We start from the raw sequence: 20,013 nt of genomic DNA, 5'->3' as shown, positions 1-20,013 counted from the left end.
AATAATCTATATAATATAAATAATGTCATTTAACACTTTTGGAAAGCTATTTCGTTTCACAACTTGGGGTGAATCTCACGGTCCTGCTATTGGCTGTATAGTTGACGGTTGTCCTCCAAACATAAATCTAGATGAAAAAGATATTCAATTAGAATTAGACAAAAGAAAACCTGGACAATCAAAATTTACCACACAAAGAAAAGAAGATGATAAGGTCCAAATACTTTCAGGTGTATTTGAAGGAAAAACTACTGGCACACCAATTTCTCTAATTATTTATAATAAAGATATGAGATCTAAAGATTACGGAAATATTAAAGATAAATTTAGACCAGGTCATGCGGACTTTACCTATTTCAAAAAATATGGAATTAGAGATTATAGAGGTGGAGGAAGATCTTCAGCTAGAGAAACAGCTTCAAGAGTTGCGGCTGGTGCTATAGCTAAACTAGTCCTTCAAAAAAAATTAGGAAAAAAATTTAAAGTTATAGGTGCTGTAACTCAATTAGGAATCTTAGGATGTGATACGTTACAATGGAATGATAAAATTATTTCAAAAAATCCATTCTTTTGTCCAGATAAGTCCATGATTAAATTATGGGAAAAATATTTACTTGGTGTAAGAAAATCAGGGTCATCATGTGGAGCTGTAATAGAGGTTAGGGCAAGAGGTATTCCTGCAGGTCTTGGTGCGCCTATTTATTCAAAATTAGATTCTGATATTGCATCAGCTTTTATGAGTATTAATGCAGTTAAAGGGGTAAATGTAGGTGCTGGAATGAATTCAGCACAACTAAGTGGTGAGCAAAACTCTGATGAAATATCATCAAAAAATAATAAATTAAAATTTAACTCTAATAATGCAGGAGGGATCTTAGGCGGAATTTCTTCTGGGCAAGAAATAATAGCATCATTTGCGGTTAAACCTACATCTTCAATTTTAACTACAAGAAAAACGATTAATAAATTCGGAAAAAATACGACAATATCAGTTAAAGGGAGACATGACCCTTGCGTAGGAATAAGAGCTGTTCCAGTTGGAGAAGCTATGATGAATTGTGTTTTATTAGACCACTATCTAATGAATCAGGCTCAGTGCAGATAAATAATTAGTTTTTCACCACTCTAATTGAATCCTTATTAAATAAAACTTCTAAAACTTTTTTTGTAATTTGTGGACTATTCAGTCCAGCAATATCATACATTTTTTTTGGATTATCTTGCTCTATGAATTCATCTGGAAGAGTCATGGATCTAAATTTTAAACCTTTATCAAATATTCCTTTTTCAGTTAATAAATTTTTAACATGGGATCCAAACCCTCCAATAGAGCCTTCTTCAATTGTAATCATTAATTCATGTTCTCTTGCAGATTTCAAAATTAAATCTTCATCTAGGGGTTTAGCAAATCTGGCATCTATAATTGTTGTTGAAATACCTTTTGCTTTCAATTCTTCTGCAGCTACTTTACATTCCTCAAGTCTAGTTCCTAAACTCAATAAACAAACCTGGGTTCCTTGGTGAATAATTTTTCCTTTACCTATCTCTATTTTTTCCTCTATAGAAGGAAGTTCAACTCCAATCCCTGTTCCTCTTGGATATCTTATTGCACAGGGTTTATCATTAATATCAACCGAAGTATTAATCATTTTTATTAACTCAGCTTCATCACTAGCTGCCATCACGATAAAATTTGGTAAAGTTGACAAATAAGTGATATCAAAAGACCCTGCGTGCGTTGATCCATCTGCGCCAACTAATCCAGCTCTATCAATAGCAAATCTTACAGGTAGACTCTGTATTGCTACATCATGCACTACTTGATCATAAGCTCTTTGAAGAAAGGTAGAATAGATAGCGGCATAAGGTTTATACCCTTCTGTTGCAAGACCTGCAGCAAAAGTAACTGCATGCTGTTCAGCTATACCAACGTCAAACATTCTTTTTGGAAATTCCTTGCCAAAGATATCCATACCGGTTCCACCTGGCATTGCTGCAGTTATTCCAACAATCTTACTGTCTTTTTTTGCATGTTTAACAAGTGTATTTGCAAATACTTTTGTATAAGTGGGTAAATTAGAACCACTCTTTTGTTGTTCTCCAGTTTCAACATTAAATTTTGATACTCCATGATAGTGATCGCTAGCTTTTTCAGCATAAGAATATCCTTTTCCTTTTTGAGTTTTAATATGTATCATAATTGGACCCTCATGCTTTGAGTCTCTAGCATTTCTTAAAATAGGGACAAGTGTGGAAAGATCATGTCCATCTATTGGTCCTGCATAATAAAAACCAAGTGAACTAAATAGTGTTCCACCGGTGACAGCAGAACGAAAAAAATCTTCTGCCTTACCAGCTTTAGCACTAAATCTTTTTGAAAAAGCTGATGTGATTAATTTTAAAGTTTCTCTTAAGCTAAAATAGATTTTTCCAGTAAATAACTTTGCTAAATATGTTCTCATTGCACCTACTGGTTTTGCAATAGACATATCATTATCATTTAATATAACGATCATTTTAGTTTTAGATGCGCCGGCGTTATTCATAGCCTCGTATGCCATACCAGCACTAATTGCGCCATCTCCAATAACAGCTATTACATTTGAAGATTTATTTTCTAATTTATTTGCTTCAGCCATGCCAAGTGCAGATGATATAGATGTGGAACTATGAGCTGCACCAAATGGGTCATACTCACTCTCAGATCTTTTAGTAAAACCTGATAAACCGTTGCCTTGTCTTAAGGTTGTAATTTTTTGTTTTCTTCCTGTTAAAATTTTATGTGGGTATGCTTGGTGTCCTACATCCCAAATTAATCTATCATTAGGTGTGTCAAAAACATAGTGCAGAGCTACAGTCAGCTCAACAACCCCTAGACCTGCACCTAAATGTCCACCAGTTTTAGATACTGCACTGATCATCTCTTCTCTAACTTCATCAGCTACTTGTTGTAAATCATTTTCAGAAACTTTTCTTAAATCGGATGGAAAGTTAATATTATCTAAAAACTTGTAATTATTTTTCATTTATTTCTATTCAATATAAATTCTAATGTATCGTTTAAATTTTCTGATTTTGAACCATAAATTTTTAAATTTCTATTAATATCTGAAATAATCTTACCACAATATTTGATTGAAGCATCATAACCTAGCAAACTTATAAGCGTAGCTTTGCCTTTTTTTTGATCTTTTTTTGTTCTCTTCCCAGCAATTTTAGAATTACCTTTAAAATCTATTAAATCATCTGCTATTTGAAAAAGAAGACCAATATCAGAACCAAGACTCTCAAAAAATTTTATTTCCTTTAGACTTTTCTCCTTAATGATTGCTGGTACTGCACAACAAAAACTAAAAAGTTTTCCTGTTTTTTTAATTTCCATTTCTATAATTTGTTTTTTTGAAACTTTCTTTTTTTCAAAATCTAAATCTAAATATTGACCACCCGCTATACCCAAATGTCCTGAACACATAGAAAGTTTATCTACTAATTTAACTTTAATTTTGTCCCTCAACTTTATCTTGGAACTAGTTAAAATTTCAAAAGCCATTGTTAATAATGAATTTCCAGCGAGGACAGCTGTCGACTCACCAAATTTAATATGAGTTGATGGTTTACCTCTTCTCATATTATCATTATCCATGCATGGTAAATCATCATGAATAAGAGAATAAGCATGAATACATTCTACAGCAGCGCCTATAGCAATTAATGTGTGATAGTTAATTGAGAATAACGATCCAATATCAATTAATATTTTAGATCTAATTTTTTTTCCTCCAGGAAATAATCCATACTTCATTGCATAAATTAATTTGGAATTTTCTTGTTCCTGAATATATTTTTTCAAGAATAAATTGGTATCTTTTGCAATTTTATTAAGTTGATTTTTCACTTTCTCTTAATGATATCCTTAATTTTTTTATTTGTATTTTCACTAATAGATCTTAAATTTTTTTGAAATTTTTTTTCAATTAAATTATTTAATTTTAGTAACTCTTGATAGCTTTCTACAGAATTGTCTAGGTCATCTTTTTCTTCTAAAGACTTTATCATTTGATTTGCTTCATCTGTTAACTCTTCAAGCGTTCTATTATCATAATCGAGTGGTAAATTTTTATCTTTCATATATTAATCATTACTATTACATGAAAAATATTCAATCAAACATCAAAAAAGCGAAAAATTACTTAGATAAAAGTCATTGTGTAGCTGTTCCAACAGAAACTGTTTACGGACTCGCAGGCAACGCATACTCGGACACTGCTGTTAAAAAAATTTTTAACCTAAAAAGAAGACCTACTAACAATCCACTAATTGTTCACTACTATAATTTAAAAAAAATTTCAGAAGACTGCGAGATAAATGATAATTTTATTAAACTTTATAAAAAATTTTCTCCAGGACCAATAACATATATATTGAAGCTCAAAAAAAATTCTAAAATATCTAAGTTTGTAACTAATAATAAAAAAACAGTTGCTATACGATTTCCAAAACATCCTCTATTTAGAAAATTACTCAAAAATTTAAAATATCCAGTTGCAGCACCAAGTGCTAATATTTCTTCAAGATTAAGTGCTGTTAAAGCAGAAGACGTCAAAGATGAATTTGGCAACAAAATAAAATTTATTTTGAATGGTGGTGTTTGTAAAATTGGTGTCGAGTCTACAATATTAAATATAACAAATAAACCTAGATTACTAAGATATGGAGGATTGAGTGTTTCAAAGATTAAAAAAACTTTGAATCAAAAAATAATAATTAATATAAATTCAAAAGATAAAATTTCTCCTGGTCTTTTTCCTTTACACTATTCTCCAGGATTACCTTTAAGAATGAATGCAAAAAAAAACAAAAAAAATGAAGCTTTTGTACTCTTAAAAAAAAGAGAAAATATATCTAAAGATATTTATTATTTAAGCAAAACAAGTAACTTAAATGAAGCTGCCAGAAATCTGTATAGTGTTTTAAGGAAAATAAAAAAAGATAAATATAAATCAATAGCTGTAGAAAAAATACCAAATGAAGGAATTGGAAAAACAATAAACGACAGACTCAAGAGAGCATCAAACTTCAAATGAAAAACTCAATAGAAGTCATAAATCTATCAAAATCATATAAGACTAAAAATGCAGTTAATAATATAAATTTTAAAATTAATGAAAATGAAATAGTAGGACTGTTAGGTCCAAATGGTTGCGGAAAAACAACAACAATCGGAATGATACTAGGATTATTAAAACCCACAAATGGCCAAGTATTAATTAACGGTAAAAATATTGAAAATAATAAGATTTCAATTCTACACAAAATGAATTTTATTTCTCCCTATATTGAATTGCCTAAAAAATTAACAGTAAACCAAAATTTAATTGTGTATGGGAAACTATATAATATTCAAAATTTGAATGAGAGAATTAATTTTCTCTCAGAAAAATTAAGATTGGGAGATCTTTTAGATAAAATTACAGGAGAGCTGTCATCAGGACAAAAAAATAGGGTCAGTCTTGCGAAAGCATTAATTAATGATCCTACTGTGCTCTTGTTAGATGAGCCAACTGCTGCTCTAGACCCCGAAACAGCAGATTTTATTAGAACCTTTTTAGAAAAGTATAAAGAAGAAAAAAAAATATCTGTTTTGCTGGCTTCTCATAACATGGATGAAGTAAAAAGATTATGTAATTCTGTTATGATGATGAAAGATGGTACTATCGTAGACAGTGGTACTCCAGAAGATTTAATAAGAAAATATGGACAAAAAAACCTCGAAGAAGTTTTTTTAGAAATTGTTAGGAAAGATAAATGAATATTACAAGAATATATGGATTATTTTTAAGGCATTTTTATTTAATTACTAGATCGTTCCCAAGAATACTTGATTTAATATATTGGCCCTCCATACAGATAACTCTTTGGGGTTTCATTTCCAATTTTTTTGCAGCACACAGTTCATACTATAGTGGAGCTGTTGGGGTTATATTGTCTTGTGCAATTCTTTATGATTTTCTTTTTAGAACAAGCATTGGTTTTAATATGTTATTTTTAGAAGAAATTTGGAGTAGGAATTTTACTAATTTATTTATTGCTCCAATGAAAATTAGTGAAATAATTACTGCACTTGTAATCACCGCTTTAATAAGAGCTTTAATCGGATTAATTCCAGCGATACTTTTAACCTCACCATTATTTGGCATATCTATATTAAACTTGGGATTACCATTAGCTTTTCTTTTTTTAAGTTTGTACATTTTTGGAATTACTTTGGGGCTTTTTGTATCAGCTGGGTTGCTAAGATTTGGGCCATCTTTTGAGAATATTGCATGGTCTACAATGTTTTTATTGGCACCTTTTGGCTGTATCTATTATCCAGTTGAAATTTTACCTGAAATATTTCAATCAATAGCTTTCGCATTGCCATTAGTTTATATATTTGAAGAAACCAGAAATATCTTGGTCAATGGAATTGTTAGCTATGAAAATATTCGTATCGCACTTTCATTAAATGCATTTTATTTCACAGTTGCTATAGCAACTTTTTATTTTTCGTTTGATAAAGCTAGAGAAAAAGGGACATTAATTAATATTGGAGAGTAAATGGTGCGCCTGCAAGGAGTCGAACCCTGAACCTCCAGAGCCGAAATCTGGCGCTCTATCCAGTTGAGCTACAAGCGCATTTAGTATTAATATTATATTTTATGGAAAAAAGCATTAATTTTATAGTTGAAGAAGAAGAAAAGAATTTAAGAGTAGATGTATTAATTAACAAAAGAGACGAAATTATTAGTAGAACCAGAGTTAAAAATTTAATTTTAAAAGAAAAATTAAAACTAAATAATGAAATAATTAAAAGTCCATCTAAAAAAGTTTCGATTGGTGATGTTGTAAATCTTACGATTCCAGAACCAGAGATTGCATCTCTAAAGCCTTATGATTTTAAATTAAATATTGTTTATGAAGATTCTGATTTATTAGTCATCGATAAACCTTCAGGAATTATAATGCATCCTGGAGCAGGCAATTATGACAAAACAATTGTAAATGCATTGATGCATTACGATAAAGAATCTTTATCAACTATTGGGGATGAATTAAGACCAGGAATTGTCCATAGAATTGATAAAAATACTTCAGGTTTAGTTGTTGTGGCAAAAAATAATGAGACCCATGAAAATTTATCAAAACAATTCAGTAAGCACACAATTATTAGAGAATACCAACTTTTAATATGGGGAAAGCTAAGACCATCTTTTGGTAGGATAGAAACATTTATTACTCGTAGTTCAAAAAACAGACAACTTATGGAAGTGAGCAGTTCAAAGGGTAAGAAAGCTGTAACAAACTATAAAACAATTGAAATTTTCGAAAATAAAAAAATACCTACATTAAGTTTAGTCGAATGCAAATTAGAAACTGGCAGAACTCATCAAATCAGAGTGCACATGAACTATAAAGGAAATAGTTTAGTTGGTGATGACAAATATAAAAAAAAATATAAAAAATTAAAAAACGTTGATTTTGACATTCAAAATTCAATTACAAATTTAGACAGACAATTTCTACACGCAAAGACTTTAGGCTTTGTTCATCCTAGAACTCAGAAAGAGCTGATTTTTAACTCAATTTTGCCTCAAGAACTAAATAATATTTTAAAAATGCTTAGAAACACTGAAGAATAAATTATTGAAAATTAAGTATAATTAATTAAATAAACTCTGCTATGAACACAACTATGAACAACAATCTTCCTACACTATCCAATGAGGGTGGTCTTTCTGCATATTTAGAACAGATTAAAAAATTCCCAATGTTGGCCGCAGAAGAAGAATATATGTTAGCCAAAAATTGGAAAACAACTGGAAATATTAAAGCTGCTGAAAAATTAGTAACTAGTCACTTAAGATTAGTTGCAAAAATTGCTATGGGATACAAAGGCTATGGTCTGCCAATAAATGAAATGATTTCAGAAGGAAATGTTGGTTTGATGCAGGCTGTTAAAAAATTTGAACCTGAAAAAGGTTTTAGATTAGCAACTTATGCTATGTGGTGGATTAAAGCATCCATCCAAGAATATATTTTAAGATCTTGGAGTCTTGTAAAAATTGGAACAACAACTGCTCAAAAAAAATTATTTTTTAATTTAAAAAAAATTAAAAACCAGATATCCCCTGAAACTGAAGGTGATTTAAGGGACGAACACGTAAACCATATTGCCAGCAAACTTGATGTGAGTAAAGAAGAAGTTGTTTCAATGAACAGAAGACTTTCTGGAAAAGAGTTTTCATTGAATGCTCAAGTTGGAGAGGATGGTGATGAATGGCAAGACTGGTTAGTAGATAAAGAGCTTGATCATGATTTAAAATTTGCTCAACATGAGGAAATGGAGCAAAGAAAAGACTTATTAAAAGATTCTATTAAAGTGCTTAATGATAGAGAAAGAGAGATATTGTATTCAAGAAGACTTAATGATGATCCAACTACCCTGGAAGATTTAAGTAAAAAATATAAAATTAGTAGAGAAAGAGTTAGACAAATAGAAAATAAAGCATTTGAAAAACTTCAAAAACAAATGCTACTTCTTGCTAAATCTAAAAATTTATTACCTGCAAATTAAGCTTCAAAAGGATTTTCAATTAAAATAGTATCATCTCTTTCAGGACTAGTAGAGACGCTTGATATTTTTGCACCTATAAAATCTTCTACTGCAAAAATATATTTTTTTGCATTATCAGGTAATGAGTCCATATTTTTAATTCCACTAGTAGATACTTTCCAGCCTGGAAAAGATTTGTAAATTGGTTTTATTTTAATTTGATCCTCTACAGCAGCAGGCAAATAATCTAATTTTTCTCCATCTAGTTCATAAGCAATGCACATTTTAATTTCATCTAATTCATCAAGAACGTCCAATTTTGTTAAAGCTATACCATCTATACCTGAAACTTTAATTGTTTGTCTTACTAGAACACCATCAAACCACCCACATCTCCTTTTTCTACTTGTAACAGTTCCAAATTCTTTTCCACGTGTGCCCAAAAGTTCACCTACTTCATCAGTTAGTTCTGTTGGAAAAGGCCCTTCCCCTACTCTTGTTGTATAAGCTTTTGTAATTCCTAAAACATAGTTTATTGAATTAGGACCACAGCCTGTTCCAGTAGCTGCGCTCGAAGCAACTGTATTAGATGAAGTTACAAAAGGATAAGTTCCATGATCTACATCAAGTAAAATACCTTGGGCACCTTCAAATAAAATTTTCTTTTTTTGCTTTTTAAATTGATCAATTTTAAGCCATACAGGCTGTGAAAATTTTAATATTTTAGGAGCAATTTTGAGTAAATCAGATTTAAGATGATCTTTTTGAAAAATTTTTTTTCCAAGTCCTTTTCTGATTGCATTATGATGTATCAATACAGAATCTAATCTTTGATCTAAATTTTTTTCTGATCTTAAATCCATAACCCTTATTGATCTTCTTCCTACTTTATCCTCATAAGCAGGGCCAATTCCTCTTCTGGTAGTTCCTATTTTACTTTTTCCTGCTGTGTCTTCTCTAATTTCATCCATTTCTCTATGAAAAGGCAAAATCAGATTTGCGGATTCTGATATTATAAAGTTATCTACATCTACTTCTACACCTTTAGATTTTATCTCTTCAATTTCTTCCAATAAGGCCCAAGGATCTACAACAACACCATTACCAATTATTGAAATTTTACCTTTTCTAACAATGCCAGATGGAAGTAATCTTAGCTTATAAGTAACGCCATCAATAACAAGAGTGTGGCCGGCATTATGACCACCTTGAAATCTAATAACTACATCTGCCTGTTCAGATAACCAATCAACAATCTTACCTTTTCCTTCATCACCCCATTGAGATCCAACAACAACTATGTTTTTCATTAATTAAATTTTTTATTTACTTTTATAGAAGTGAGATGGTTAATTGGACCATGACCTCTTCCATAATTTGGGTTTGTTTTAATAGCTGAATTTACATACTTAATTCCAAGCTCACAAGATTTCTTTGCTGGTTTTCCACACGATACAAATGTAGTGACTGCACTTGATAAAGTACAACCTGTACCATGAGTATTATTTGTTTTATAACGCGTACTATTAAAAATCTTAATATCTTTTTTATTAACAAAAACATCCTTAACTATTTTATTTTTTGAATGTCCACCTTTAATAAGAACATTTTTAGCTCCAAATTCCATAAGCTTATTTGCAGCGTAAATCATATCTTCAACAGATATGATTTTTGTTTCAGTCAAAATTTCAGCTTCAGGAATATTAGGGGTAACTAGTGAAACTTTTTTTATTAATTCCGATTTTAATAACTTAATTGCTTTATTATCTATTAATTTGGCACCACCTTTTGCAACCATGACAGGGTCTAAAATAATACTTTTAACTTTAATTAAATTTAATGCTTTAATTACCATCTTGATAACATTAGATGAGTGTAACATTCCTATTTTGATTGCATCAGGCTTAATATCTTTTGAAGTAAAAACTATTTGATTGAAAATTTCTTTTGGATTGATGCCTACTATTGATTTCACACCTGTAGTATTTTGAATTGTAACTGCAGTTATAGCTGTCATCGCATAAGAACCTAGAGCTGTAACAGTTTTAATATCAGCTTGTATACCAGCCCCACCAGATGAATCTGAACCCGCAATAATTAAAATTTTCGAATTTGGTTTCAATTTATTTTATTTTTTTGGATATCATGTTTACACATCTGGATAAAAGTATTTTATTATCACTTTCTGCCATCACTCTAATTTTAGCTTCTGTTCCCGATTTTCTAACTAAAACTCTTCCCTTACCATGAATTAATTTTTCTGCGAGTTTTATAACTTTTTTTATTTCAGGTTTATTAATAATATTTTTATCTTTAACAGTTATATTTTCTAATAATTGAGGAGTTTTCTTAAAACTCTGAAAAAATTCACTCGTTTTTTTACCTTTTCTCAGAGCAAAAAGAACTTCTAAAGCTACAAGCAACCCGTCTCCAGTTGTTGCAAATTTACCTAAAATAATATGTCCTGATTGTTCACCACCTAAATTAAATTTATATTTTTGCATTTTTTCTTTAACATATCTATCGCCTACATTAGCTCTTAAAAATTTTATTCTTTTAGATTTTAAATATTTTTCCAATCCATAATTCGACATTAGAGTTCCAACAACACCACCTTTTAGCATTTTTTTATTTTTCCATCTTGCAGCTAAAGCAGCTATTATTTGATCACCATCTACAATGTTACCTTTTTCATCGCACATTATAATTCTATCAGCATCTCCATCTAAAGAAATGCCAATATGAGCTTTATATTTTTTTACAGCTGTTCTAATTTTTCTTGGAAAAGTTGAGCCACAATCTTTATTAATGTTTAAACCATTTGGGTTTACACCTATTGCTATAACTTTAGCGCCTAATGATTTTAATAACTCAGGCCCTGCTTTATAACCAGCACCATTGGCACAATCTATAACAATTCTTAATCCTCTTAAATTGAACTCTTTTGTGAAATTTTTTTTTAATATTTTAATATATTGTTTAGTACCTGTTTCTAATCTTTTAACTCTTCCTAACTTTTCAGGACTGGAAAGGTTATTTGATATTTTTTTATCTATAAGAGCTTCTATTTTTTTTTCTATTTTATCTGATAATTTCATTCCATCAGGACCAAATAATTTTAATCCATTGTCATAATGAGGATTATGAGAAGCTGTAATCATAATACCCATATTAGCCTTCATTTCTTTTGTAAGCATAGCTAATCCATTGGTTGGTAAAGGACCCAATGTGTAAACATGCATGCCAGCAGAAGCCAAACCAGAAACAAGCGCAGGTTCAAGTGTATATCCTGACAATCTTGTATCTTTTGCTATTATTGCTGTTTGTTTTTTTTTCTTTTGGGATTTAAAATATGTACCACTAGCTAGTCCAAACTTAAAAAACATATCTCCATTAATATTTTTACTATTAATAGCTCCTCTTATTCCATCTGTTCCAAAATATTTTTTTGCCATTATTTATTTGTTATCTCTTTAAAAACTTTAATTGCTTGCATAACTTCATTAACATCATGAATTCTTAAAATCTGAACTCCTTGTGTCATCAAATATAATGATGACGATATTGTTCCTCCAATTCTAGTAAAGCTATCATTTTTTTTGGAAATATCTCTAATAAATCTTTTTCTAGAATTTCCTACAAGTATAGGAAATCCTAATGAATGAAAAATAGAAACACTTCTGATTAAATTCATATTATGTTTCAGTTTTTTTCCAAACCCGATTCCAGGGTCTAAAATTATATTGTTATGTTTAATACCTTTAGACCTTAGAAGTTTTATTTTCTCCTCAAAAAAATCATAAATATCTAGTAATTCATTATTATATTTTGGATTTTTTTGCATATTTTCTGGTGTTCCAAGCGTGTGCTGAATGACAAAAGGAACTTTATTTTTTTTTAATACGTTTAATGTTTCTGTATCAAAACTTAAGCCTGAAACATCATTAATTAGTTTTACACCTAATTTAATTCCTTTTTTCATTATATCAGATTTTCTAGTATCCAAAGAAATCGGAATTTTTTTTACAATAGATTTTAAGATTTCATTAATTCTTTTCCATTCATCTTCTTTATTTACTGTCTTTGAACCTGGTCTTGTTGACTCTCCTCCAACATCGATTAAATCAGCGCCATCGTTATATAGTTTAAAAGCATGACTTATTCCTCTTTGTTTTGTATTAAATTTTCCTCCATCAGAAAAACTATCTGGGGTAAGATTTAAGACACCTAGTATATTTGGAACTTTTTTAAATTCTAAGTTAGAAAAATTTTTTTTTTTAGTTTTAATTTTTTTTAAATCTAAATTAACTTTTTTCTTTAAATCATTTGGTAAATATTTTATTTGATTAATTGAAATTTTTTTCTTTGATTTTCTAGTTATTATTTCAATATGATCAAACGATATTTCCTTAATTTGATGTAATGGTATGGCTTTTTTTTTACTTACTAAAATTTTTGATTGATTACCATAATAGAAATTACACGCTCTTGTGTAATATCTTTGCATTATAAATTAATGAACAATTTTTGGTTTTAGACCCATGGCTCCTAAAGCCGAGTCATGATCATCTTTTGAGTCTTGATTTTCTAAAATTTTATCTTTTGGATATAAGTTTTTGTTAATTATGTTCTCAATCTCTTCACCTGTTAAGGTTTCGTAAGTAATTAATGCTTTAGCAATTTTATGTAGATCGTCAATTTTCTCAGTCAAAATTTTCTTTGCTTGATTATATCCTTCGTCGACTAGTTTCCTAATTTCCTTATCAATTTTTTGAGCAACTTCTTCAGAAACTGATTGTGTTTGAGTAACAGATCTACCTAAGAAAACTTCCTCTTGATTTTCTCCATACTCAACTGGACCCATTTCCTCACTCATACCATATTTAGTTACCATCGCTCTTGCAAGTTGAGTAGCTTGATTAATATCTGAACCACTTCCTCCACCTGCTCCTGTAGAAATGTTATCTTTTCCAAAAATTAATTCTTCTGCAACTCTTCCTCCAAAACAAACTGCTAGTCTAGCTTTTAAATATTTGATTGAATATCCATGTTTATCTCTTTCTGGTAAATTCATAACCATTCCCAAAGCTCTTCCTCTTGGAATGATAGTGGCTTTGTGAATTGGATCATAACTAGGCATATTAAATGAGACTAAAGCATGGCCACCTTCGTGATATGCGGTAAGTTTTTTTTCATCCTCAGTCATTACCATTGATCTTCTTTCAGCACCCATTAATACTTTATCTTTTGCCTCTTCAAATTCTAACAAAGTTACAATTCTTTTATTTTTTCTAGCTGCTAATAAGGCAGCTTCGTTGACTAAGTTAGCTAAATCTGCTCCTGAGAAACCAGGTGTCCCTCTTGCTATAGTTCTTAAATTAACGTCTGGTGCCATCTTAATTTTTTTCACATGAACTTTTAAAATTTTTTCTCTTCCAATAATATCTGGGTTTGAAACAACTACTTGTCTGTCAAATCTTCCAGGTCTCAATAGCGCTGGATCGAGAACGTCAGGTCTATTTGTTGCTGCAATTATGATTACACCTTCATTAGTATCAAATCCGTCCATCTCTACTAATAATTGGTTTAAAGTTTGCTCTCTTTCATCATTACCTCCACCTAAACCTGCACCTCTACTTCTTCCCACTGCATCTATTTCATCAATAAATATTATGCACGGAGAATTTTTTTTACCTTGTTCAAACATATCTCTTACTCTTGATGCTCCAACACCAACAAACATTTCAACAAAATCTGAACCTGAGATAGTAAAGAAAGGAACTCCCGCTTCACCTGCAATAGCTCTTGCTAACAAAGTTTTTCCTGTTCCTGGAGGTCCGACCAATAAAGCACCTCTAGGTATCTTTCCACCAAGTCTACTAAATTTTTTAGGGTCTTTTAAAAATTCTACAATTTCTTCTACTTCTTCTTTTGCCTCTTCTACTCCAGCAACATCATTAAATGTTACTTTGCCTTTAAGTTCATTCATCATCTTGGCTTTTGACTTGCCAAATCCCATTGCTCCACCTTTTCCACCTTGCATCTGTCGCATAAAAAATATCCAAACAGCAATTAATAAAAGCATTGGGAACCAAGAAAGTAATACACCAAATAAAGATGGCATTTTTTCTTCTAACGGAGCTGCTGAAATACTCACTCCTTTATCTGATAATTTTTCAATTAAATTAGGATCGTTTGGAGCATAAGTTGAAAATGAATTTCCATTTGAGTAAACACCCTTGATGTTGTTTCCCTGTATCTCAACTTTTAAAACTTCACCATTTTCAACTGAAGTTAAAAAATCTGAAAAAATTATTTGATTTCCACCTCTAATATTTGATTGAGGATTTTTAAACATGTTATAAAGACCAATAGTTAAAAAAACTATTATTCCCCACATAGCCAGATTTTTAAAATTCATGTTGTAAAGATAAGAATTATTACAAATTAAACAAGTGACAAAATAACTATAAATTTAGGGATATTAAAGCTCTTTATACACAATTACAGTTCTATTAATTTTTTTTACGACACAATTTCCAAGTGTAGATTTAAAAGTAGTTTTACTCTGTAGATTTTCTAAAATATTAGCAATTTTTTTACCTCTAGGTGGAAAATATTTTTTCCCAACTAACTGTAAGATCTTTGAAAATGACCTAAACAAAACTTCTTGGGGAAAGTTAAAAAATTCCTCTTTTAATACAACTTTATTTTGAGAAATAATCGAATTTTCTCTTAAGTTTTTTTCACAAAAAAACTGGATTGATTGATCAACACTTTTTAAATTATTAATTGATAATTTAAATTTACTTTTATCTAAACCTTCACTTTCAAGATTTTTAATTAAATTTCTAATTCTTACTCTTTTAAAAATTTCATCTTCATTTGAGGGATCTTCTACATATTTATTAAAGACCTTTTTTGAAATGTAAATTAAATCTTTTTTCTCAACGTTTATTAAAGGTCTTAAGATATTTGCATTATTAATTAAAGTCGTTTTGTCTAAAGATACGATACCCTTTAAACCACTACCTCTTAAAAGCCTAATTAAAAAATTTTCATAAACATCATCTTCATGGTGACCAAATAAAATATGATTAATTTTAAATTTTTTTGATTGGTTAATTAAGAGATTATATCTTTTTTTTCTTGCAAGAGATTGGATATTATTTTTGGGTTTTTTCCCATTCCATTTTAAAATATCTAAATCTATAGAAAAATCTTTTAAAAGATTTTTTACATATAAAGCTTCTACAGATGAATTCTTTCTCAATTTATGGTCAACTAGAAAATATTTGACTTTTAAAGATTTTTTAATTGAATAAATTTTTGAAAAAAAAGCTAAAGCAAGGCTATCTGGGCCACCTGATACAGCAACTGTAAAATCGTTATTTAAATTTAAATTATTTTCAAATTTATTATAGATTTTATAAATTCTTTTATCTCTTAGTTTATTAAGAAGTTGTTTATGAATCTTGCTTGACGCATTCAAATTTTTTAGACTCATATTTTGCTTTTTGTATTACAGACTGATTTGCATTTGGATATTGCAACTCTACACCATTAATCATCTTACAGCCTTGATCTTTTTCGCCAATTTGAACCATTGAAACTCCAAGTTTTAATAAATTTATTGGAGCTTTCTTGCCTTTTGGATATTTTTGATATCCTTCGAGATAAGCTGAAGCAGCATCAGTATAAAGTTGTCTTATTCTGAAAGTTTCTGCATACCAATATTGAGCACTACCTGCTAATTCATCATCAGGATTTGATAATACAAATTCTCTAAAAGCTCTTTCTGCTGTACTGTAATCTCCAACTTTTAAGAAACTTGTTGCAAATTCATATTGTTCTTTTGGTGTTAAATCTATTGGTAAAATTTTATCTTCAGCTTGAAAAGTTTCTTCTACAATAGAAGCTGTAGTTTCAACTGATTGAATCTGTTGATTCTTCTCTGCAGTTTCCATATCTTTATAAGAAATTGTACCTAAGTCCTGAGGCTGTGAGCTTCCAGGAAGAATTTGCTTTTCAATTTTGGGCGCTGAACTCAGTTGTTGACTGCTGTCAATTACATTAACAGAACTTAAATCATTTTCTATATCTTGAAACCTTATCTGATTATCAGATTGTAACTTGGATACTCTGTTTGAAAGTTTATCAAGCTTAAAATTAATTTCCTCAAATTTATTAGTAAGTTCTCTAAACTGCTCCTCTACCTCTGATAACTTTAACAAATGTCTGGTTAAGACATCCTCAGAATTATTATCAAGACTTGATACTGATTGATTATTTGTTGTACTTTCTATTTCTATTGATCCTGAGTAAACGGCTCTTTCAAGAGTTTTTAAATCTTTTTTAATTAAATCTAAAATTTCATAAATATTATGGTTATCTGAGTAAGCAATTCCCGAAAAAAAGAAATTTAATATTATTATTAAATTAAATAATGTTGATCTAAAAAGTGATCTCATTAAATTTTTATATGATTATAAAAAGGCAAAAAAAAGACCCTAAAAGTTTTTAATTTTAGGGTCTTTTTTAAAAATTCTTTAGTTTGCTTTAACAGTAACTGATCTTCTGTTTTTAGACCATGCTAAAGGATTTGATCCTGAGTCAACAGGTCTTTCTTTACCATAACTGATTACAGTAATTCTGTCTGATGAAACACCATAAGTCATTAGATAATCTTTTGCAGCGTTAGCTCTTCTTTCACCAAGTGCTAAGTTATATTCTCTTGTTCCTCTTTCATCTGCATGACCTTCTAAAACTACAGTGATGTTAGAATTTTCTCTTAACCAAGCAGCTTGAGCCCTTAAAGTTTCTCTTGAAGCTGTAGTTAATATAGATTCGTTAGTTGCAAAGAACACTCTATCAGCAACACCATCTGCTAAATATTTTACGCTATCTGTTCCAACGTAAACATCTCCTTGCATCTGACCTGCAATTTTTTCAATTTTAGTAACTTCTTCTTTTTTAGTTTCTTCTTTTGGTGCCTCTTTTTCAACGGCTACTTCTTTTTTTGTTGCACACGCTGTTAAAATTATTCCAGCAGAAATAACTAATAACGTGTTTTTGAAAATTTTGTTTAATCTCATTAATTTGCTCCTTGCTGCTTTTTCAAATACTATTTTTTTCACAACTAAATAGATGTTTCAACCCAAAAAATCAAGAAATTTCATCGTATTTAAAGATAAATTGATATTAATTACTTAATAAAGACGACCAAGATGGGTCAGATGCGTCTGTCTCGGTTTTTATCAATCTTTCATTATACCCAGTTAAATCAATAGACCATAACTTAGCAGAAAAACCTTCGCCTTTAGAATTAGTTTTTGTTTCTCTATAAAATATCAAAACTCTTCCATTAGGTGACCAAGATGGGGCCTCTTGATAATAGTTTTCAGTTAACAATCTTTCACCAGTTCCATCTGTTCGCATCACTCCAATATAAAATTTTCCTTTATGTAATTTTGTAAATGCTATCAAATCACCCCTAGGAGACCAAACTGGTGTTCCGTACAAACCATTACCGAAAGAAATTCTTTTCACATCACTTCCATCATTTTTCATGACATAAATTTGTTGGTAACCACTTCTGTCAGAGTTGAAAGTTATATATTTTCCGTCTGGAGAATAAGAAGGTGATGTATCAATTGAAGGATGATTGGTTATTCTCTCTACCAATCGAGTTTCTAAATTCATCGTATAAATATCTGATTTTCCATCTTTTGCGAAACTCATGATTATTTTTTTTCCATCAGGTGAAAATCTAGGAGCAAATGTCATTCCAGGAAAATCTCCAACTACTTCCTGTGTTCCTGTTTCAATATCTAAAAGATAAACCCGTGGCATATTTTTAAAATAAGATAAATAAGTAACCATTTGACTTGCTGGGTTAAATCGTGGAGTAAGCACAAGCTCATTTCCTAAAGTTAAAAATTTATTATTAGCACCATCTTGATCCATAATAGCTAATTTTTTTATTCTTTGCGTTTTTGGTCCTTCTTCAGCCACGTAAATTATTCTTGTATCAAAATATCCTTTTTCTCCTGTTAATCTCTCATACACTTTATCTGATATGATATGCCCAACTCTTCTCCAATTTGTTGGTACCGTTGTAAACGCTAAAGCCATCATCTCTTTTGCAGCAAGCACATCCCAAAGTCTAAACTCAACTCTTAACTTATCATCAATAAAATTTACTTTACCCGTAATAAGAGCTTGAGCTTTAATTAAATTCCAATCTTCAAATCTTGGTTTTAAATTTGCTATATCTGGTGCTTGTAAAAATGCTTTTTTATCTAAAGGATTAAATAAACCTGAGGTTCTTAAATTATTTTCAACAATTAATGATATTTCAGATCCAATGTTCTCTTTATATAAAATTTGTTCAAAATTTTTTCTAGATGTTTCATCTATTGATAACGGTGAGACTGCAAGTGGAAGAGGGTTTAAGTTTCCCCTTGTAATATCAACTTCAATTAAAGCTAAAGTTTTTATTGGAAAAAAAATAAAAATGAAAATTATAAATTTTTTAATCATAAATTACTTATATTAACCTCCTAACATCTCTCTTGCATCAAAATTTAATTGTAATTCTTTCCATCTCTCATAGCCAGAAGCTGGAACTCTTAAAGGTTGACATAATCTTACTGCTCTTAAGGCACTTTCTGCTAAGACTTTATAAAAACCTTGTCCAGGTTTATTCATTCTAGCATGATCTAATATCTCAGTTTTGGTGACTGAACCATCTGGTTTAAGCTTTAATTTTATTCTAACTAGTAAATTTTCATCATAAGGCAAACCTAAAGGAATACTCCAACAACCAAATATTTGGGCTTTTAAAGCGTCTTCCTCACTTAAAGTAAGCTTAGAGTTTTCAACGTTTCTTACTTGATCTTGTGTAACATCATTATTGGTTTTCACTTTTTCTGCTGTCTCTTCTTTTGATTTATCTATCAATGCTGCAATGTTATTTGGATCAAATAAATCTTTTTTTTCAAACTCAGACACTTGCTTTACTTCATTATCTACCTTTTCTGGATTTTGTTTTTTTTCCTCTTTAGTCTTTAATTTTTTTACCTCTTTATCAGGCAAAGGGACAGCTTCGGGATTTTGTTTTTCTATCGTTTTGTTTTTTTTCTCCGAAACAACAGTCTTGGTTTTAGTTTTTTTTACCTTTTTGGGTGGAGCTTGTTCTGAGACAAGTTTTTTTTCTTTTTCTTTTACTTTTTCAATAATTTTTTTTGCTTTAGGCGCAAAAGGAATATTTGTTTCTTCAGTTATTTGTATTAATTCAACAGAAACTATGGGTGGAAGGTCTATTGGTTTTTTTGATAGAAAAGGCAAACTTAAAGCTGTAAGGACAACTAAAGATATATGTAAAGCTGAGGATATAGCTATACTACTGCTCTTCACCG

General features: G+C 30.0%; 19 protein-coding genes and 1 tRNA gene. 6 read left to right on the top strand and 14 right to left on the bottom strand.

Annotated features, from left to right (window positions below):
* Positions 1–22: 22 nt before the first annotated feature.
* Positions 23–1,105, top strand: a complete 1,083-nt coding sequence (aroC, locus tag ACTTBI_RS00460) for a chorismate synthase (RefSeq protein WP_440652158.1) — start codon at positions 23–25, stop codon at positions 1,103–1,105.
* 4 nt (positions 1,106–1,109) lie between these two features.
* Here the strand turns inward: aroC and dxs are convergent, their stop codons facing one another.
* The 3 genes from dxs to ACTTBI_RS00445 are packed head-to-tail and all read right to left on the bottom strand — an operon-like array spanning position 1,110 to position 4,128.
* The gene (dxs, locus tag ACTTBI_RS00455) at positions 1,110–3,026 is read right to left on the bottom strand and encodes a 1-deoxy-D-xylulose-5-phosphate synthase (protein ID WP_440652157.1); all 1,917 of its coding nucleotides are present in this window, start codon (positions 3,024–3,026) and stop codon (positions 1,110–1,112) included.
* Positions 3,023–3,895, bottom strand: coding sequence for a polyprenyl synthetase family protein (locus ACTTBI_RS00450; RefSeq protein WP_440618078.1), 873 nt, complete (start codon positions 3,893–3,895; stop codon positions 3,023–3,025). Before ACTTBI_RS00450 ends, dxs begins: the two co-directional genes overlap by 4 nt.
* A complete protein-coding gene (locus ACTTBI_RS00445; RefSeq protein ID WP_262590296.1) occupies positions 3,892–4,128 on the bottom strand; it encodes an exonuclease VII small subunit in 237 nt (78 codons plus the stop codon). Before ACTTBI_RS00445 ends, ACTTBI_RS00450 begins: the two co-directional genes overlap by 4 nt.
* A gap of 20 nt (positions 4,129–4,148) precedes the next feature.
* On the opposite strand from ACTTBI_RS00445, the gene ACTTBI_RS00440 reads away from it, so the two are divergent.
* From ACTTBI_RS00440 to ACTTBI_RS00430, 3 genes are read left to right on the top strand one after another with little or no spacing between them, the layout of a single operon-like run.
* Positions 4,149–5,084, top strand: coding sequence for an L-threonylcarbamoyladenylate synthase (locus tag ACTTBI_RS00440; RefSeq protein WP_440651845.1), 936 nt, complete (start codon positions 4,149–4,151; stop codon positions 5,082–5,084).
* Entirely contained in the window at positions 5,081–5,809 is a 729-nt protein-coding gene (locus ACTTBI_RS00435; protein ID WP_440614005.1) for an ABC transporter ATP-binding protein, read from the top strand. Before ACTTBI_RS00440 ends, ACTTBI_RS00435 begins: the two co-directional genes overlap by 4 nt.
* Complete coding sequence (locus ACTTBI_RS00430; RefSeq protein WP_440614004.1) at positions 5,806–6,597, top strand: ABC transporter permease; 792 nt, start codon at positions 5,806–5,808, stop codon at positions 6,595–6,597. Before ACTTBI_RS00435 ends, ACTTBI_RS00430 begins: the two co-directional genes overlap by 4 nt.
* 1 nt (position 6,598) lies before the next feature.
* On the opposite strand, the gene ACTTBI_RS00425 is transcribed toward ACTTBI_RS00430, so the two are convergent.
* Positions 6,599–6,675: transfer RNA gene (locus ACTTBI_RS00425), tRNA-Arg, on the bottom strand.
* Positions 6,676–6,698: 23 nt separating this feature from the next.
* Between ACTTBI_RS00425 and ACTTBI_RS00420 the strand changes: the two genes are divergently transcribed.
* Both ACTTBI_RS00420 and rpoH read left to right on the top strand, forming a co-directional pair.
* Complete coding sequence (locus tag ACTTBI_RS00420) at positions 6,699–7,679, top strand: RluA family pseudouridine synthase (RefSeq protein WP_440652156.1); 981 nt, start codon at positions 6,699–6,701, stop codon at positions 7,677–7,679.
* A 53-nt stretch (positions 7,680–7,732) separates the two neighbouring features.
* Positions 7,733–8,614 carry an RNA polymerase sigma factor RpoH gene (gene rpoH, locus ACTTBI_RS00415; RefSeq protein WP_440652757.1) on the top strand — a complete coding sequence of 294 codons (882 nt, stop codon included), beginning with the start codon at positions 7,733–7,735 and terminating at the stop codon, positions 8,612–8,614.
* Here the strand turns inward: rpoH and ACTTBI_RS00410 are convergent.
* The 10 genes from ACTTBI_RS00410 to ACTTBI_RS00365 form a co-directional block, all read right to left on the bottom strand.
* Positions 8,611–9,903, bottom strand: coding sequence for an adenylosuccinate synthase (locus ACTTBI_RS00410; protein WP_440652155.1), 1,293 nt, complete (start codon positions 9,901–9,903; stop codon positions 8,611–8,613). The genes rpoH and ACTTBI_RS00410 overlap by 4 nt on opposite strands.
* A complete protein-coding gene (gene thiD, locus ACTTBI_RS00405) occupies positions 9,903–10,715 on the bottom strand; it encodes a bifunctional hydroxymethylpyrimidine kinase/phosphomethylpyrimidine kinase (RefSeq protein WP_440614001.1) in 813 nt (270 codons plus the stop codon). The genes ACTTBI_RS00410 and thiD overlap by 1 nt, the downstream gene beginning before the upstream one ends.
* A 1-nt stretch (position 10,716) precedes the next feature.
* Positions 10,717–12,048, bottom strand: coding sequence for a phosphoglucosamine mutase (glmM, locus tag ACTTBI_RS00400; protein ID WP_262590288.1), 1,332 nt, complete (start codon positions 12,046–12,048; stop codon positions 10,717–10,719).
* Positions 12,048–13,100 carry a dihydropteroate synthase gene (gene folP, locus ACTTBI_RS00395; RefSeq protein WP_440652154.1) on the bottom strand — a complete coding sequence of 351 codons (1,053 nt, stop codon included), beginning with the start codon at positions 13,098–13,100 and terminating at the stop codon, positions 12,048–12,050. The genes glmM and folP overlap by 1 nt, the downstream gene beginning before the upstream one ends.
* A gap of 6 nt (positions 13,101–13,106) precedes the next feature.
* Positions 13,107–15,014, bottom strand: coding sequence for an ATP-dependent zinc metalloprotease FtsH (ftsH, locus tag ACTTBI_RS00390; RefSeq protein WP_262590286.1), 1,908 nt, complete (start codon positions 15,012–15,014; stop codon positions 13,107–13,109).
* Between the two features lie 63 nt (positions 15,015–15,077).
* The gene (gene tilS, locus ACTTBI_RS00385; RefSeq protein ID WP_440652153.1) at positions 15,078–16,100 is read right to left on the bottom strand and encodes a tRNA lysidine(34) synthetase TilS; all 1,023 of its coding nucleotides are present in this window, start codon (positions 16,098–16,100) and stop codon (positions 15,078–15,080) included.
* Entirely contained in the window at positions 16,060–17,064 is a 1,005-nt protein-coding gene (gene ybgF / locus ACTTBI_RS00380; RefSeq protein ID WP_440652152.1) for a tol-pal system protein YbgF, read from the bottom strand. Before ybgF ends, tilS begins: the two co-directional genes overlap by 41 nt.
* Before the next feature lie 78 nt (positions 17,065–17,142).
* Positions 17,143–17,688 (bottom strand): peptidoglycan-associated lipoprotein Pal, encoded by a 546-nt coding sequence (gene pal / locus ACTTBI_RS00375; protein ID WP_440651922.1) that lies wholly within the window; start codon positions 17,686–17,688, stop codon positions 17,143–17,145.
* A 106-nt stretch (positions 17,689–17,794) separates the two neighbouring features.
* Entirely contained in the window at positions 17,795–19,135 is a 1,341-nt protein-coding gene (tolB, locus tag ACTTBI_RS00370) for a Tol-Pal system beta propeller repeat protein TolB (protein WP_440652151.1), read from the bottom strand.
* Between the two features lie 12 nt (positions 19,136–19,147).
* Entirely contained in the window at positions 19,148–20,011 is an 864-nt protein-coding gene (locus ACTTBI_RS00365) for an energy transducer TonB (protein WP_440613994.1), read from the bottom strand.
* Between the last annotated feature and the right edge of the window lie 2 nt (positions 20,012–20,013).

The organism is Candidatus Pelagibacter sp. HIMB1542, from assembly GCF_052047835.1.
In the GTDB taxonomy this organism is placed as follows: domain Bacteria; phylum Pseudomonadota; class Alphaproteobacteria; order Pelagibacterales; family Pelagibacteraceae; genus Pelagibacter.
This window is presented reverse-complemented; position numbering and strand designations above follow the sequence as displayed.